The 17,060-nt window shown below is 37.6% G+C and carries 19 protein-coding genes and 2 other annotated features; of the genes, 11 read left to right on the top strand and 8 right to left on the bottom strand.

Annotated features, from left to right (window positions below):
• A partial coding sequence (locus V7183_RS04400) for a CotO family spore coat protein (protein WP_335358804.1) occupies positions 1-437 on the top strand: 437 nt, incomplete at its 5' end.
• Between the two features lie 63 nt (positions 438-500).
• Here the strand turns inward: V7183_RS04400 and V7183_RS04405 are convergent.
• Positions 501-1,151, bottom strand: coding sequence for a CotY/CotZ family spore coat protein (locus tag V7183_RS04405; RefSeq protein ID WP_335358805.1), 651 nt, complete (start codon positions 1,149-1,151; stop codon positions 501-503).
• 133 nt (positions 1,152-1,284) lie between these two features.
• Between V7183_RS04405 and V7183_RS04410 the strand changes: the two genes are divergently transcribed.
• Both V7183_RS04410 and V7183_RS04415 read left to right on the top strand, forming a co-directional pair.
• The gene (locus tag V7183_RS04410) at positions 1,285-1,641 is read left to right on the top strand and encodes a DUF1360 domain-containing protein (RefSeq protein ID WP_335358806.1); all 357 of its coding nucleotides are present in this window, start codon (positions 1,285-1,287) and stop codon (positions 1,639-1,641) included.
• 76 nt (positions 1,642-1,717) lie between these two features.
• Positions 1,718-1,882, top strand: coding sequence for a cytochrome C oxidase subunit III (locus V7183_RS04415; protein ID WP_335358807.1), 165 nt, complete (start codon positions 1,718-1,720; stop codon positions 1,880-1,882).
• Between the two features lie 140 nt (positions 1,883-2,022).
• On the opposite strand, the gene V7183_RS04420 is transcribed toward V7183_RS04415, so the two are convergent.
• The 5 genes from V7183_RS04420 to V7183_RS04440 all read right to left on the bottom strand — a co-directional run bounded on the left by V7183_RS04420 (position 2,023) and on the right by V7183_RS04440 (position 6,579).
• Positions 2,023-2,484 (bottom strand): CotY/CotZ family spore coat protein, encoded by a 462-nt coding sequence (locus tag V7183_RS04420; protein WP_335358808.1) that lies wholly within the window; start codon positions 2,482-2,484, stop codon positions 2,023-2,025.
• 164 nt (positions 2,485-2,648) lie between these two features.
• On the bottom strand, positions 2,649-4,712 hold the full coding sequence (locus V7183_RS04425; RefSeq protein WP_335358809.1) for an ATP-dependent helicase: 2,064 nt from the start codon (positions 4,710-4,712) through the stop codon (positions 2,649-2,651).
• A 100-nt stretch (positions 4,713-4,812) separates the two neighbouring features.
• Positions 4,813-5,235, bottom strand: coding sequence for a GNAT family N-acetyltransferase (locus V7183_RS04430; RefSeq protein ID WP_335358810.1), 423 nt, complete (start codon positions 5,233-5,235; stop codon positions 4,813-4,815).
• Between the two features lies 1 nt (position 5,236).
• The gene (locus V7183_RS04435; protein WP_097897116.1) at positions 5,237-5,755 is read right to left on the bottom strand and encodes a YjcG family protein; all 519 of its coding nucleotides are present in this window, start codon (positions 5,753-5,755) and stop codon (positions 5,237-5,239) included.
• 92 nt (positions 5,756-5,847) lie between these two features.
• Positions 5,848-6,579 (bottom strand): alpha/beta hydrolase, encoded by a 732-nt coding sequence (locus tag V7183_RS04440; protein WP_335358811.1) that lies wholly within the window; start codon positions 6,577-6,579, stop codon positions 5,848-5,850.
• A gap of 275 nt (positions 6,580-6,854) precedes the next feature.
• Between V7183_RS04440 and V7183_RS04445 the strand changes: the two genes are divergently transcribed.
• Entirely contained in the window at positions 6,855-7,766 is a 912-nt protein-coding gene (locus tag V7183_RS04445; protein ID WP_335358812.1) for a DMT family transporter, read from the top strand.
• A gap of 294 nt (positions 7,767-8,060) precedes the next feature.
• The gene (locus V7183_RS04450; protein ID WP_335358813.1) at positions 8,061-8,474 is read left to right on the top strand and encodes a PH domain-containing protein; all 414 of its coding nucleotides are present in this window, start codon (positions 8,061-8,063) and stop codon (positions 8,472-8,474) included.
• A gap of 27 nt (positions 8,475-8,501) precedes the next feature.
• On the opposite strand, the gene V7183_RS04455 is transcribed toward V7183_RS04450, so the two are convergent.
• Positions 8,502-8,891 (bottom strand): Ig-like domain-containing protein, encoded by a 390-nt coding sequence (locus tag V7183_RS04455; RefSeq protein ID WP_438825152.1) that lies wholly within the window; start codon positions 8,889-8,891, stop codon positions 8,502-8,504.
• A 177-nt stretch (positions 8,892-9,068) separates the two neighbouring features.
• Entirely contained in the window at positions 9,069-10,535 is a 1,467-nt protein-coding gene (gene putP, locus V7183_RS04460) for a sodium/proline symporter PutP (protein WP_335358815.1), read from the bottom strand.
• Positions 10,536-10,841: 306 nt separating this feature from the next.
• Positions 10,842-11,080: a binding site (T-box leader), on the top strand.
• A gap of 94 nt (positions 11,081-11,174) precedes the next feature.
• Positions 11,175-11,417 (top strand) — a binding site (T-box leader).
• A 51-nt stretch (positions 11,418-11,468) separates the two neighbouring features.
• On the opposite strand from putP, the gene trpE reads away from it, so the two are divergent.
• The 6 genes from trpE to trpB are packed head-to-tail and all read left to right on the top strand — an operon-like array spanning position 11,469 to position 17,057.
• A complete protein-coding gene (gene trpE, locus V7183_RS04465) occupies positions 11,469-12,887 on the top strand; it encodes an anthranilate synthase component I (RefSeq protein ID WP_335358816.1) in 1,419 nt (472 codons plus the stop codon).
• Positions 12,884-13,471 carry an aminodeoxychorismate/anthranilate synthase component II gene (locus tag V7183_RS04470; RefSeq protein ID WP_335358817.1) on the top strand — a complete coding sequence of 196 codons (588 nt, stop codon included), beginning with the start codon at positions 12,884-12,886 and terminating at the stop codon, positions 13,469-13,471. The genes trpE and V7183_RS04470 overlap by 4 nt, the downstream gene beginning before the upstream one ends.
• Positions 13,468-14,493 (top strand): anthranilate phosphoribosyltransferase, encoded by a 1,026-nt coding sequence (gene trpD, locus V7183_RS04475; protein ID WP_335358818.1) that lies wholly within the window; start codon positions 13,468-13,470, stop codon positions 14,491-14,493. The genes V7183_RS04470 and trpD overlap by 4 nt, the downstream gene beginning before the upstream one ends.
• A 1-nt stretch (position 14,494) precedes the next feature.
• Positions 14,495-15,256, top strand: a complete 762-nt coding sequence (gene trpC / locus V7183_RS04480; protein ID WP_335358819.1) for an indole-3-glycerol phosphate synthase TrpC — start codon at positions 14,495-14,497, stop codon at positions 15,254-15,256.
• The gene (locus tag V7183_RS04485) at positions 15,253-15,867 is read left to right on the top strand and encodes a phosphoribosylanthranilate isomerase (protein ID WP_335358820.1); all 615 of its coding nucleotides are present in this window, start codon (positions 15,253-15,255) and stop codon (positions 15,865-15,867) included. Before trpC ends, V7183_RS04485 begins: the two co-directional genes overlap by 4 nt.
• The gene (gene trpB, locus V7183_RS04490; RefSeq protein ID WP_335358821.1) at positions 15,864-17,057 is read left to right on the top strand and encodes a tryptophan synthase subunit beta; all 1,194 of its coding nucleotides are present in this window, start codon (positions 15,864-15,866) and stop codon (positions 17,055-17,057) included. The genes V7183_RS04485 and trpB overlap by 4 nt, the downstream gene beginning before the upstream one ends.
• Positions 17,058-17,060: the final 3 nt, after the last annotated feature.

Below are 17,060 nucleotides of genomic sequence, written 5' to 3' on the forward strand. Positions count from 1 at the left end.
TTGAAGAAGTAAAGAGAGAAGCTGAAGTGGTTGAAGAAGTAAAGGAACAGGTGGAATTTATAAAAGAGCAGCAAGCTGATGGTGAACAACTTAAAGATGAGCAACCAGAAACAAGAGTAATGGCTGCAAAAGAGAATAAATTATTTTCTAATCCAATCATAGCAGAGAAGAAAAATGAGGAAGCAGGTTTATCTAAAGGTGTGCAGAAAAGAAAGTCCTTCAAAGATATGAATAATGAAGAAAAACTTCATTTTTTAATACACAAACCTAAGTATATTCCGAAAGTAAGATGTCAAATTAAAACAGTAAAAGAAAATTTAACTGGATACGTACTTTCTTATGAAGAAGGATATGTAGCAATCAAAATGATGGAGAGAACAAAAGAAATTAAAGTTAAATTCGAAGATATCGTTCACATTAAAATGATGGGCTTATAGGAACAAATATAGAAAGGTGACAGATACTCTGTCACCTCATAGTTTTTTAGTTTTACAATAAAATTACACTCTTCCAATGAAAGTGTCACGCAAACATTGAATTGCACAGAAACATTCTAAGTCAACTGTGATACAGAAGTTAGTAGATGCTAGACCGAAGAATTCTGTAGTAAGCCTAGGCGATACTCCTGAACCTCCTCCAGTATCTCTGAAAGTGATGCCGTTTTGATATTTGCAAATTAAAGTTCTTGCGATTGCTTGGAAATCAGCTTGTGTTGATGGGTGGTTTGTAGTTGGCAAGAACAGTGAAAGTTCTCTTGTAAGATCATCTAAGGCACCAGAGCTAAGGTTTGAAACATCTGGTACTAGTACCCTCAGAACTGCGCAACACTCACAATCTACGCTTTCCACACGTAAAAACGGAGAAGGAACTGGGATAGGCAGCTCAAAAGCATCAGATGTCATAGAGCCCGGATTAATAATGTTAAAGCAGCTTGCTGGTAGGAAAATGACACCTTGTTTATCAAATAGTACGAAAGGGCGAGTATTAGCTAGTGGAGAAGTACCGCTACAGTTTGCGCCTAGAATTGGGTTTTCGCAACCAGTTGGGCAAAAGTTATCATGTTGTACGTCTTGTAGTTCGTGAATAAAATTCACGACGTCACATACACAATTAGTATCGTGACAATGCTTTTTGTCATCATTGCAACTCATTCTATACACTCCTTATCATTGAGTTTTGATTTACATTAATAGGATATTGAAGCGGGAGTCAATCGGTTACTCCTCTTACATAGTTTTTTTTATATGGGTAGAAGTAATGTTAATGTAAAGGTAGGAGAGGGAAATGTTATTTACAAGTTGGCTTATGTTCTTTATTTTTGCATGTGCGGCTTTCCGGTTAACGAGGCTTATTGTTTATGATAAAATTACATCATTTTTGCGTAGGCCATTTATTGAAGAGGTGCAAATAAATGAGCCGGATGGCACAGTATCCATTTATACGAAAGTAAAAGGAAAAGGACTTAAAAAGTGGATTGGTGAATTGTTAAGTTGTTATTGGTGTACAGGAGTATGGGTGAGTGCGTTTTTACTTCTGTTGTATAAGCTTGTTCCGAAAGTGGCAGAACCCTTTATACTATTATTAGCCATTGCAGGTGCGGCAGCTATTATAGAAACGATAATTAGTCGATTTATTGAATAGGAAAATGGGGGAACAGAGCGGAAAGGTTGTTCATATAGTAAATTGATAGAATTATACTGTAGAGGAGACGTTTACTATGAGAAATGATTCGCAACCAAATCCATATTATACGATTCACCCAGCGTATCAAGCGCAACACCAGCAACAAATGCAGCAACTCCAGCAGCAAGGATTTGTAAAGAAAAAGGGCTGTAATTGTGGCAAGAAAAAGAACACTTCTGATCAACAGAACCAAGGCTAAAAACACTCACGGTATTGTGAGTGTTTTTTTATGAAAGTACTGGAAGGAAAGGGATTGTTATTAGAGGGGGAAGGAGCTAATTGTAGAGGGAAAAGAAATTACGATTCGTTTATGTATGATTGTTAATAATTAGTCAAACTTTAGCAGTTTGCAATAGCTGCATCACGCAAACATTGAATACCACAAAAATAATGTAAATCAACAGTGATACAAGAAGATGTTGTACGCAATTCAGCATGTGGAATAGTTAAGTAAGTACAGACAGGGTTTGAGCTAGTGTCAGGTTCTTTCCCCACGATCACGATTAATGCACGTAATACTGCACAACAATCTTCATCTACACTTTCTACACGGAAAATAGGAGAGCGGCAATTTTTATTTGCAGAAGGGACGTATGCTTCAAATGGATTTCCTGATTGTGTGAATAAAATAAATGGGCGCGTATTGGGTATGCGAGTTTTATAATGCGAACCAAGAAAGGGAACTTCATAACACGTGGAGTAAGTAGTAGATGCACATTCTTGTAATTCATGTATGAATTTGACGACATTGCATACACAGCTTTCATCAAAGTATGTATCATGTTTGCCATTGCAGCTCATATTGTTCACCCCTTATCCTCAAGTCTATACTATTAGATTATGAGTCGAGAATAGGCGATATTACGGGAGACAAAACTGAATTCTAATGGGAGTTTTTTACGAATAGCGCTGGACAATAAGCGGGATATTGTTTGAGAAAGACATAAAAAGATCAGCACCACATATTAAGGTGCTGACCTTTTCGGTACATCTTTTCGCGTGATATATAAAAAACGAGATATATCTAATTTTTTTCCTCTAAAAAATTGCGGAGAGGAAATATAAAGTTCTTCTTTTGCACGTGTGATGGCGACATACATTAAACGTCGTTCTTCTTCTAGCGCTTCCGAAGTATCCGTGACGCGGTCATTTGCATCTTTTAAAGATGATGAGTGGGGCAGTATACCATCACTTGCGCCAAGTAAAAAGACGCACGGGAACTCAAGGCCCTTTGCATTATGAATCGACATCAGGGATACGGCATCTTTCTGTTGCGTTGTTTTTAATGCTTCCATTTCTTTTTGGCTTTGAATAGCCATATTAACAAATTCTAAATAAGCAGGGATATCAGTAAAACGATTTGCTGATTCCATCAGTTCTTCTAGCATCTCTTCTTGTATGTCTTTATGCATTGTAAAGGAAGAGCGGTCATTACTTTGTAAGTACTCTAAATATTTACCTTTACCCTTGATAATTTCTTTTAGTGCTTTTTTTGGTTCCAATTCTTTTATAAATTTAATAAAATCAATCCGGTCGTTTATTTTTTTGACTTGAAATGGTTTTAAATTTGGGTTGAGCAATAGGAAATGGAGGAGGGAAGGGAATCTTCCTTCGCCATATTTCCACTGTTCACGTTCAATAAATGAAATACATTCATCACGACCGATATACATCGTTGGCAATATGTTTGAGAGCGATTCGATTCGAAACGGTTCGTATGCTAGGCGCAGATGATCTAATACGGGTTTAATTAAAGAATGTTCATAGAACGATTGGCTCGCACCGTGTTTGATAAAAGGAATTTTATGAATCGTAAGCTGATCAAGTAAAGAACGACTTACGGAGTGTGTACGATATAGCAAACAAAAGTCTTTGTATGCGCGCTCGCCACTCGCCACTTTATCCTGAATGAGTTGTAGAATTTGATTTGCTTCATCAAGAGTGGTTGCAGGACGTGCGTAAAATGGTTGTATCCCTTCTTCATGAACGGAATATAATTCTTTTTTAAAACGTTCTTGATTGAGTTTAATCACTTCATTTCCAAGTCCTACAATAAATGGATTGGAACGATAATTTGTATTAAGAGCAATGATGCTTGTATCATCAAATTCTTTCGGAAATGATAAGATGATTTGATGGCTTGCGCCGCGCCAGCCATATATCGCCTGATCATCATCCCCCGCGATAAATAAATTATTTCGCGGCGAAGCTAACAGCTTTACAATTTCATATTGTGCATAAGAAGTATCTTGGAATTCATCCACCTCAATATAGTGGAAGCGTTCTTGTAATTGCGTTAACAACGGAGCGTTATTTTCAAGCATATAGAATGTTTCTAGCAAGATATCGTCAAAATCTATGTAGCTGTATCGTTGTTTCACATCTTCATAGCGCTCATATACTTCACGAAATTCCTGTTCAACAGGTGTTTTAGCTTGTACATCTTTTGGGCGATTTAATTTGTTTTTTTCAAGTGAAATCATTGCGAGCATTGTTTCAGCGTCATAATCATCTTTTAAACGCAATTCTTTCAAAATTTTCTTAATCATAATTTGTTTATGTTTTTCATTCGCTAAAATTTGCTGATTATATCCTTGACTACGAAGTAATTTTAAAAAGACGGAATGAAATGTACCTGCAACAACATACTGGCTTGCAGTACGATTCATGCCAGGTAAGCTTGCCACGCGGCTTCTGATTTCTTCAGCAGCTTTTTGTGTAAACGTCAGTAGTAAAATATTGCGCGGATGCACATTTTTTACGTTGATTAAATAGCCAACGCGGGTAGTTAAAACAGATGTTTTCCCGCTCCCGGCTCCGGCCAATGTAAGAACAGGGCCTTCTGTCGTTCGTACCGCTTCTAATTGTTTTTCATTTAAATAAACGCCTTGTTGTTCCAAAGCACGGAAATAAGTGGCATCTGCATCTTTCTCCACAATTAAATGGGAAGATGTTTTTGGAATATGATATGTCGCTTGCGGAATGCCAGCGTGTGTTAATGATTTTTGTGAAAACTTTTCTTGAGTCATACATTCACCTTCAAATTTATAGCATCAACTTTTAACTTTAGCGGAAGAAAACGAAAATAGCAATGTAAAAAACAGGAGGGGTTACCTCCTGTTTAGAAAATCACAACTCTTTTATCATCACAACATGTGGTATATCAGCTTCTATAAATACATCAGAAACAGTTTGATACCCGAGTTTCTTATAGAAGGATTCTGCCTGTGTTTGGGCATGGAGTTTCAATTTTGGCAGTGACTCTTCCATCGCATATGCTTCGAGCGCGTCCATAATGATTTTTCCAATTCCTTTTTTGCGATGGGAAGCGAGAACGCATATACGCTCTACTTTCCCAATGCCATCAACCGTTCGGAGGCGGCCTGCTCCGACTGGAATATTATCATCATATACAACAATGTGTTTGGCGATTTCTTCAAATTGATCGTATTCTTCTTCAGTAGATACATGCTGCTCTTCAACAAAGACTTGTTTACGTACAGAGAATGCATCTCTTAGCTGCTGATCTGTTTCTACGATTTGTGCTTGCAAATTACTTGTTCTCCTTTCCAAGATGAAATGTTTCGTGTACAGTCCACGTTTCATTTTCTAATTGGTAGAGAAGATGGAAACGATCGATCGGTTGTTCGTAATAAAAGTCCTTCATACGCAAGCGACCTAACACATCAGCATGCTCTGCATCTGATAAATTTTGCCCGACTGTTAAATGTGGTACGAATGCGTACTCGCGTTCTTGGCTGAAGAATCCATTATGCATTTCTTCATTTAAGAATGCGAGTTCAGGTGTTTTTTCTACTTTAAAATAAATAACATTATTAACAGGTGCGAATGAGTTCACCTTTCCAACATGAAGGGTGAACGGATTTGTTTTGTTTGCGATTGTGTGTAGTTCTTGGACAATCGTTTCTAATTCTTCATCTGGTGCCTCAAAGGGTGCTTTTAGTGTGATATGTGGCGGAACCAATGCATAATGCGGATCATAACGCTTACGCAGTCCGTTCGCTTTATCTTGGATCATTTTTGATGGGAAAATTACAATGCCTAGTTTCATTTTTTAATTCCTCCCTTTGTAAGTCTAGTTAGATTTTGAGAAAACAAATCTCTTTTTATATTATATCAAATAATTCTGAATACTGCTTTCTTTTATTTCATTGATAGAATATGAGAAAATGCTTTTGGTAAATCTGCTTGCCAATGTTTCCAAGTATGATTTCCTTCGAATTCCTCGTAATGTGTTGTGAAATGCTTTTCTGTAAGAAGTGCATGCAGTTCACGGTTCGGGCCAACGAAATCAGATGTTTGTCCGTCTGTTCGCTTCACATTTGTTTCTTCTGTACCAATTACATGATAAATGTCCAATGCTTGTGGCTCTGTAAAGTCTTTTGTAAGGCGAAGCACTGTTTCATCGACAAATGGCGATTGCATAACGATTTTACCGAATGTATGTGGATACTTAAGCGCCGTCATAAAAGATACTGTGCCGCCAAGGGAGTCACCGATTAATACGCGACCTTTTCCCATTTGATAGGTTGGATAATTTTCATCAATATATGGAACAAGTTCATGAGCGAGAAAACGAATATATGCCGCATTCTTTACGTCGTTTGGAAAATATTTTTCTCTACGATCGTGTACATTTTTATATGGAATACCGACAATAATTGTTCGGTCGATTTCTTCATTTTCGCGAAGACGCTCAATGACGCGGTGTGCTTTACCAAGTTGAAAATAATCTCTGCCATCTTGTGCAATTACAACTGTATGTTTGTGTAATGGCGTATAATTGGCTGGTAAATAAACGAGAAGTGTAAGCTCTTCTTGAAGTGATGTACTGAAAAATGAAATTTCTTCGATTCTCCCGATTGCTTGATTCATGTATGATCCCCCTAAATAAAAAATATGCTGTAACTGTTTTGTGAGGGTAGCACGGCTGTGCTTCTCATTTTATATTTTACCATAATGGTAAGAAGAATCTAAAAAATTAGTATTTATGTACGGGCAGTAATACCTTCATTTCAAGATTCAGAGAAAAGCAAGTAAGGTAGGCGGGGAATAAAGCTCCGTTACTGATGGAAAATTCCCTTTATGTTCAGAAAGAAAAAAGCTATAATGAAGTGGGATTTTTCACAGGGGAGAGGGGCGAATTAAATTTGAAACAAGAAAAAGCAACTGCACTACCGTTAGCAGTTTCCATTATAGCTATTTCATTTGCAGCTGTTTTCGTAAAGATGTCCTCAGCGCCATCTTCAATTTTAAGTATGTATCGATTATGGATTATTGTCGTGCTTATGCTGCCAATTGTTTGGAGGAAACGGGAAGAATTTCGCAGAATCCAAAAACGAGATTGGATTTTTTTAATCGGATCAGGATTCTTTTTAGCGCTGCATTTTCTTTTATGGTTTGCATCTTTAAAATTTACGACTGTTGCAAGTTCAACAATTATTTTAGCACTCCAGCCAATTATATCTTTAATTGGGGGTTTTTTTCTGTTTAAAGAAAGAACTACGTATTCGGCAGTTGTCACAATGGGAATTGCTATTCTTGGCGTGATGTGTATCGGCTGGGGAGATTTAGGATTAAGTGAACAAGCAATCATTGGAGATATTTTATCCTTTTTAAGTGTAATTGCAGTTGTTGGTTATTTATTTATCGGGCAAACAACGGTTAAGAAAGTTTCCCATTGGATTTATAGTTTCACTGTTTTTGCATTTGCAGGTATATTTATAGCAATTTATAACGTAGTAATGAGTGTGCCGTTTACAGGTTATTCTACATGGGACTGGTGGATTTTTATTTTGCTTGCGATTGTACCAACAGCTTCACATATGATTAATAATTGGCTGTTAAACTATGTGAATGCGACAACGATCTCAATGAGTATTTTAGGAGAACCTGTTGGCGCGTCCATACTTGCCTTTTTCTTACTTGGTGAGAAGTTAAATAGTATGCAAGTGATTGGGAGCGTTCTTGTATTATGTGGTGTATCTATTTTCTTATTGCAACAACAAAGAGGCGTATCAAAAGGGCCGGCGAATGGTGCGGTATATACACAAGATTTGTAGACTATTAGAAAGCTGTTGGGAAAATACCAACAGCTTTTTTTCATATAAATCCATTTTAATTTTTCAACATATAAGTCGCTGCGATGCAGAATGAAACATGACTTATTCTCGCATTCTTCCTTTGTTTTCATCCTTGCATGTGGCATCTGGCCCTGACCGTTTCTACGCATGGCCAGATGCTCTCGTCCACCGAAAAAGAGGGGGTTTATATCGGTTTTTTAATTGATGTATATATAATTTGGAAAGTCTTTTAATAAAAATTGGTATACAATGAGTAAAGGGAGGTGGTTTTGGGTGTACTTTCCATCAAAAAAAGATGCATGGTTATATCCCGTTTATTTAGCGGGGATTGTTGCTTGTTTTGCTCCTTTTCTTGTAGGAAGAGATTTTTCCCTTCTATTTTTCACTATACCTTTTGCAATTCTCCTCATTTGGAGCTGGTTTACGACGGGTTACAAGGTAGAAGATGGACAGATCCTTATTAAGTATGGACCGATGAAAAAAAGAATTTCAATCAAAGATATAAGAAAAATTTCAAAAACAAAAAATCCATTAGCAGCTCCCGCACTATCGTTTGATAGGCTTGAAATTCTTTACGGATCAGATTTTGAAACGGAACTCGTTTCACCAAAAAGTAAGCAACAATTCATATCTTTGCTAAAAAGCATGAATCCTCAAATAGAAATAGAGAAAAGCATAACAAAATGAGAAGAGTGGTTTGAATAACCACTCTTCTCATTTTGGATTGGTGATATAGGGATGCACATGAACAACACATAAATCGCGAAATTTTCCGTCGGCAGTTGTTACAATTACGACTGCTCGTCCTGCGTTTTTTCCTGTAATGATTGCTTTATTTTGTTTTGTATGAATCGTTATGATATTAGGATTCATGTTTGTCCATATAAGCTCTTGATTTGTTGCATGTACAGGGAGGACAAAAGCGGATAATTCTGCACTTTGTCCCGCTTTTATTTTTATTTTATTTTTTTGCATATGAACACCAATTACAGATACAACAGAAGGAGCAAGTGAAATTTGAGGTGAATTTGATTGTGTGCTAAGACAAGAAGTATTTGTGATAGATGAAAAACGTTTCATATTTTGGTATCGTAGTGATGCCATCATTCTGGAGTCCCCTTTCTGTATAAGAGTCGATACTAATACTATAACTGAATAGTGTTATAGTAAATTTAACGAAACATAAAGAAATTGTTAATTTCAATGAGAAAATTGTCGAACAATGATTGAAAGAAAGGAACCTCCACTTTTATCATAAAAGCGGAGGTTCTCATTTTAAATTTATGCAGTTTTCTCAAACTCTTCAAACTGTTTTTCAACTTCTTTTGAAGGTTTTGTTAGTAAACTAACAATTACGATTACAATTAAACTAACAGCGAAACCAGGAATCATTTCATATAAGAATTCTTTTAAGAATTTGAATTGCGTCCACGTAATAACGGTAGCAGCACCAGCAATCATTCCAGCCAGCGCACCCCACTTTGTCATACGTTTCCAATATAAACTTAGTAAAATAGCAGGTCCAAATGAAGAACCGAAACCAGCCCACGCATACCCAACAAGTGCTAAGATTGTATCGTTTTGTTTAAATGCTAACCCGCACCCAATCAGGGCAATCACAAGAACAGCCATACGGCCGACAAATACAAGCTCGCGATCAGAAGCAGAACGTTTAAAGAATGTTCTATATAAGTCTTCTGTTACTGCACTTGAAGTAACAAGAAGCTGAGATGAGATTGTACTCATAATAGCTGCTAAAATAGCTGCTAATAAAAATCCAGTAATCAGTGGATGGAATAAAATCTTTCCTAGTTCAAGGAAAATCGTTTCAGGATTTGATAGTTTTAATCCTTCTTTTGAATAGTAAGCAATACCGATAAGACCAGTAAACATAGCTCCTACAACAGAGAAAATCATCCAGCTCATACCAATGCGGCGCGCGGCTTTAATTTCTTTTACAGAAGAAATCGCCATAAAGCGTACGATAATATGAGGTTGTCCAACATAACCAAGGCCCCATGCGAATAATGAAATAATGCCTAATACAGAAGTGCCTTTAAAAATATCTAATAATGCTGGATCAATAGATTGAATTGTATTGAATGCTGGACCAAGTCCATTTACATTCATAATTGTTACGAATGGAACAAGAATAAGAGCGACTACCATAATGATTCCTTGCACGAAGTCTGTCCAACTTACAGCTAAGAAACCACCAAATAGTGTGTAAGCTACAACAACACCTGCTACAATGAATAATCCAACATGATAATTCAGGCCAAATGAATTTTCGAATAATACAGCGCCTGAAACTAATCCTGAAGCTACATAAAAAGTAAAAAAGATCATAATAACAAGTCCAGATACTAGGCGTAACATATGAGATTTGTCATGGAAACGATGTTCTAAAAATTCTGGAATAGTAATGGAATTGTTTGCAAGTTCAGAGTAGGTACGTAAGCGAGGAGCGACATAGAGCCAGTTTGCGTATGCGCCAAGTGTTAGGCCAATCGCAATCCAACTGCTGCTTAATCCAACGCTAAACATTGCACCGGGTAAACCCATTAAAAGCCAACCGCTCATATCGGATGCTCCAGCACTTAATGCTGTTACTGCGGGGCCTAGTGTACGCCCGCCAAGCATATAATCAGTTAAGTTGGATGTTCGTTTATAGGCGAAATAGCCGATAACTAACATCCCGAGCATGTAAATAGAGATAGAAGTTAAAGTTAACATCTGTGTACTCATGTAGTTCTCCTTCCTTTTGTAATGTCTTTTGATGAAATTTGCATAATTATAATCTATCATGATTATTCCAGAAAATCCATACACAAATACGAATTTTCTGAAATGTAAGCGTTTTTTGACAATGATTCATTTTTCGAATATATAATTTTCTGACAAAAAACCTTAATTTTAATAGAGTATTTATTATATTTACATAAAAATAGGTTGTTTTGTCAATATAATATTAAATGAAGAAAAAATAAAAATTTTTAAAAAAGTATTGACTTATGAAAAAAGTAAAGACTATAATGAGTGCAACTTAAAACAATGCAAGCGTTGATGAAGAAGAGTACATATTATGAACATGTCAGAGAGCTGATGGTTGGTGCAAATCAGTATGGAATTAATATGGAATGGCCTTCGGAGCTTCCAAACCGAACCGAAAGAAGTAGGCTTTGGCGACATGATCTCATCGATACAAGAGACACGTATTAACTTTTGATACGGTAAAGTGCGTTACATTTGTAACGAATGAAGGTGGCACCACGGGAGTACCCGTCCTTTTTATAGGATGAGTACTCCCTTTTTGTGTATAAATGCTTATTCAAAAAGGAGGATAATTTACCGGACTTTTTGAATATCCTGTATAAAAATAAATAAGTTAAATCGTTTAAGTAAGAAGAGTACGTATATTGGAGACGTTTCAGAGAGCCGGGGATAGGTGGGAGCCCGGTGCGGTGCCGTATGCGGAATGGGCTTACGAGAGGTATGCTGAACAGAGATAAGTAGGCAACCCGGGTTCCGCCGTTACAAGGATAAGGTATATATTTGTACCTGAATAAAGCGGGATGTGCTTTTGCATCCAACATGAGGTGGTACCACGGTAAATTTATCGTCCTCTACATATTTCGATATGTAGGGGACTTTTTTATTTTTCAGAGCGAGGTGAAAGACATGATAACGAAAGAAGAATTTATGACGCAAAAGAGACAAGGAAAAACATTTTTAGTAATCGATGAAGAAGAAGGGGATAGTGTCACGCCGATTTCTTTATATAGACGTATGAAAGGAAATAAGAAGTTTTTACTAGAAAGCTCGCAGCTTCATCAAGATAAGGGGCGCTATTCTTACTTAGGTTGTAACCCTTATGGAGAAGTGAAAAGTGTTGGCACGGAAGTAGAACGAACGATACATGGTCAAACTGAGAAACTGCAAAAAAATGTATTACCAGTATTAGAAGAAGTGCTCGCGCCATCACAAGTAGAAAGTCCATTTCCATTTTGCGGAGGAGCTGTCGGATATATTGGTTATGATGTCATTCGGCAGTATGAAAATATTGGAGATGAATTAGTTGACTCAGTAAACATTCCAGAAGTTCACGTATTACTGTACCGCGAGTTTATCGTATACGATCATTTACGCCAAAAATTATCGTTTGTATATGTATGCAAGGAAGAAGATCTATCTTCTTATGAAGAAGTGTACGAAAGATTACAAGTATATAAAATGACAGTACTGAACGGAGAAGAAGAGCAAGGAAACGAGGCAATATCGTCTTTATCATTTACTTCTTTAGTAACAAAAAAAGACTTTTGTGAAATGGTAGAAGCGGCGAAAGAATACATTCGTGCTGGAGATATTTTTCAAGTCGTATTATCTCAGCGTTTGCAAAGTGAATGTAAAGGGGATCCATTCGCGCTCTATCGTAAACTTCGGATTGCGAACCCGTCCCCATATATGTTTTATATCGATTTTCAAGATTATGTCGTACTCGGTTCTTCACCAGAAAGCTTGCTTTCAGTAAGAGACGATAAGGTGATGACAAATCCAATCGCAGGTACGAGACCACGAGGGAAAACAAGGCAGGAGGATGAGGAAATCGCGAAAGAATTATTAGGAAATGAGAAAGAGCGGGCAGAACATATGATGCTTGTGGACTTAGGCAGAAATGATATCGGAAGAGTGAGTGAAATCGGCTCTGTTATGCTAGATAAATATATGAAAGTAGAGAAATACTCTCATGTCATGCACATTGTATCTGAAGTTTCCGGAACATTGCGAAAACAAACGAACGGTTTTGATGCCTTAGCCTATTGTTTACCGGCTGGGACGGTCTCTGGAGCACCAAAAATTAAAGCAATGGAAATTATAAATAAATTAGAAGGAGAAAAAAGAAATGTATACGCTGGAGCTGTCGGATATATTGCCTTTTCAGGAAATCTTGATATGGCACTTGCGATTAGAACAATGGTTGTGAAGGACGAAAAAGCATACGTTCAAGCAGGAGCTGGTATCGTTTATGATTCCAATCCAATAGCTGAATATGAGGAAACGTTAAATAAAGCGAAAGCACTATTGGAGGTTATGAAATGATCGTACTTATTGATAATTATGATTCATTCACCTATAACTTGTATCAACTGTTAGGAGAATATGTAGAAGAGATTGTTGTTCTGCGAAATGATAAAGTAACGACTCAAGAGCTTCAAGAGATGAAACCAAGAGCGATTATTCTTTCTCCAGGACCCGGAAAACCAGAAGATGCAGGAATTTGCATCGAGATTATTCAGCATTTTTATAAAGAAATCCCGATTCTTGGTATATGCCTTGGACATCAAGCTATTATTTCGGCATTTGGAGGAGAAATTGTAAGAGCGGATCGCATTAAACACGGGAAAACATCACGTGTGAAACATAATGGGACATCAATCTTTTCATATGTTACCCAGCCACTGACGGCCATGCGTTACCATTCACTCGTCGCAGCACAAAATAGTCTACCGCAATGCTTTGATGTATTAGCAACAGCGATGGATGACGGAGAAATTATGGCAGTTCGCCATAATTATTATCCACTCTTCGGTTTACAGTTTCATCCGGAATCGATCGCAACAGAAGAAGGCGGGAAATTAATACGTGCATTTTTATCTCAAGTGAAAGAGGTGGAGAAAGTATGAATCATTATCTTCGTAAATTAGTAGAAGGACAAAACTTAACAGAACAGGAAATGTATACAGCAGGTCTACTGTTATTAAGTGAAGATATATTAGAGAGTGAAATAGCGGCCTTTTTAGCATTGTTAAAGGCAAAGGGCGAAACAGCAGATGAAATATACGGTCTCGTCCGTGCTCTTCGGGAAAAAGCATTGCCATTTTCCAATCATATAAAAGGAGCGATGGATAATTGCGGAACAGGCGGTGACGGGGCACAAACATTTAATATTAGTACAACGTCGGCATTTGTACTTGCAGGAGCCGGTGTAAAGGTTGCAAAACATGGGAACCGTGCCGTTTCTAGTAAAACAGGAAGTGCTGATTTATTAGAGGAACTCGGTGTTAACATTAGTTGCACACCAAGCGAGATTGACCATTTATTAGAGAATGTTGGCATTGCCTTCTTGTTCGCACCAGCAATGCATCCAGCATTAAGACGCATTATGAAAATAAGAAAAGAATTAAATGTCCCGACAATCTTTAATTTAATCGGTCCTTTAACGAACCCGATTGATTTAGAAACGCAGTTTGTTGGGATATACAAACGAGATATGTTGTTACCGGTAGCAGAGGTACTACAAAAGCTCGGTAGAAAACAAGCGCTCGTTGTAAATGGAAGTGGCTTTTTAGACGAAGCATCCCTGCAAGGAGAAAACTACGTCGTCATTTTAAAAGATAACGAAATAATAGAAACGAGTATTGTTCCAGAAAAGTACGGAATGTCACGTGTGAGAAATGAAGAGATTAGAGGCGGAAATCCGAAAGAAAATGCAAAGATTACACTTCAAGTATTAAAAGGAGAAAAGAGTGTATACCGCGATACAGTTTTATTAAATGCAGGTCTTGCGCTTTTTGCAAATGGAAAAACAGAAACGATTGGAGAAGGCATCCAATTAGCTGCTCATAGCATTGATTCAGGGAAAGCATTAGCAAAATTACAATTGTTAATTGCGGCGAGTCATGAAAAGTTAGAAAGGGTGAATTGAAATGGGAACAATTTTAGACAAAATTGTAGAGCAGAAGAAAAAAGAAGTCGCAGAATTATATGAAACATATACACCGGTGAAAGAGAAACGAAACGTGCACTCACTTGTAGAGGCGCTGCAGCAATTTACAGTGATCGCAGAAGTGAAAAGAGCGTCGCCATCTAAAGGGGATATTAACTTACACGTTGATGTAACGAAACAAGTGAAAACGTATGAAGAATGCGGGGCTGGAGCTGTTTCTGTTTTAACAGACGGTCAATTTTTTAAAGGGTCTTTTTACGACTTAGAAACAGCAAGAGCACAAAGTAGCATTCCGCTTTTATGTAAAGATTTTATAATCGATAAAATTCAAATTGATCGAGCGTATGAAGCGGGAGCGGATCTTATTTTACTTATCGTTGCGGCATTGTCAAAAGAGAAGTTAAGGGAGCTTTACGAATACGTAATTGAAATGGGGCTAGAAGCAATAGTCGAAGTTCATGATGAAAGAGAATTAGAAATCGCAATAGAATTAAATCCGCATGTAATTGGCATTAATAACCGAAATTTAAAAACGTTTGAAGTAGATTTAGGTCAAACAGAAAAGCTCGGAAAACGATTGAATGAAGAAAATGTACTTTGGATTAGTGAAAGCGGGATTCATAAGGAAGAGGACATTGTACGTGTGAAACAAGCAGGGGCTAAAGGAATACTTGTTGGGGAAGCGCTTATGACGGCACCTTCTGTCGGAGACTTTTTTCATTCATTGAAGGTGACGCCATGAAAGTGAAAATTTGCGGTATTACGGATCTAGAAACAGCAAAAGTAGCTTGTGATTATGGTGCAGATGCGATCGGATTTGTATTTGCAAAAAGCAAACGAAAAATTGCTCCAGAGCAAGCGAAACAAATCATTACTGAGCTTCCAGCGCACGTAATGAAGATTGGTGTTTTTGTAAATGAATCAGTTGAAAGTATGCAAAAAATCGCAGCAGAGTGTGGTTTAACGCATGTGCAATTACATGGGGATGAAGAGGATTATTATATTAAAAGATTGAATATTCCGTCTATAAAAGCTATAGGAGTAGGATCAGGGGCAGATATTATAAAAGCGACAAGTTATGAAACAGATTATGTTTTATTTGATAGTCCGAAAGAAAAATTCCGGGGCGGGAATGGAAAAACATTTTCATGGAAGCTGCTTGAACATAGTCCAAAAGAGCTGCAGAAGAAAACGATACTAGCTGGCGGACTGCACATTGAAAATATACAAGAAGCAATTCAAACAGTTCAGCCATATATGGTCGATGTCAGCAGCGGAGTGGAAACAGAAGGAAAGAAAGATATTGAGAAAATTAAACAATTTATTATAAAAGCGAAGGAGTGTTCCATATGAAATACGCATATCCAGATGAAAAAGGTCACTACGGTATATACGGAGGACGCTATGTTCCCGAAACGTTAATGCAATCTGTTTTAGAGCTAGAGGAAGCGTACAAAGAAGCAATGCAAGATGAAGCATTTCAACAAGAATTAAATCATTATTTACAAACGTATGTGGGAAGAGAAACACCGCTTTATTTCGCAGAAAACATGACGAAGTATTGCGGCGGAGCGAAGATTTATTTAAAACGTGAAGATTTGAACCATACAGGAGCTCATAAAATTAACAATACAATTGGGCAGGCACTTCTTGCAGTGCGAATGGGCAAGAAGAAAGTGGTTGCTGAAACGGGAGCTGGGCAGCACGGAGTCGCAACAGCAACGGTATGTGCTTTGCTTGGTTTAGAGTGCGTCATTTTTATGGGAGAAGAAGATGTAAAACGTCAAAAGTTAAATGTTTTTCGAATGGAGCTATTAGGAGCGAAAGTGGAAAGTGTGGCAGCAGGTAGTGGAACGTTAAAAGATGCGGTAAATGAGGCACTTCGTTACTGGGTTGCACATGTGCAGGATACACATTATATTATGGGATCTGTTCTTGGACCGCATCCGTTTCCGCAAATTGTACGTGATTTCCAAAGTGTAATTGGGAAAGAAACGAAGAAACAATATGAAGTATTGGAAGGGAAATTACCAGAAGCAGTTGTTGCTTGTATAGGCGGTGGTAGCAACGCGATGGGCATGTTTTACCCATTTGTACACGATGAAGAAGTTGCTCTTTATGGTGTAGAGGCAGCGGGGAAAGGGGTTCATACAGAGAAACATGCAGCAACATTAACGAAAGGAAGTGTTGGTGTTTTACATGGTTCTATGATGTACCTTTTACAAAATGAAGAAGGACAAATTCAGGAAGCACACTCTATTTCAGCAGGATTAGATTATCCAGGGGTTGGACCAGAACATAGCTTGTTAAAAGATATCGGCCGCGTTTCTTACCATGCAATCATAGATGAAGAAGCGTTAGAAGCTTTCCAATTATTAACGAAAAAAGAAGGAATTATTCCAGCGTTAGAAAGTTCACACGCCGTAGCGTATGCTCTTAAACTAGCACCGAAAATGAAGCAAGATGAAGGACTTGTCATTTGTTTATCAGGCCGCGGAGATAAAGATGTCGAAAGTATAAAACGTTATATGGAAGAGGTGTAAATG

The sequence above is a fragment of the Bacillus sp. JJ1127 genome (genome assembly GCF_036965845.1).
Classification (GTDB): domain Bacteria; phylum Bacillota; class Bacilli; order Bacillales; family Bacillaceae_G; genus Bacillus_A.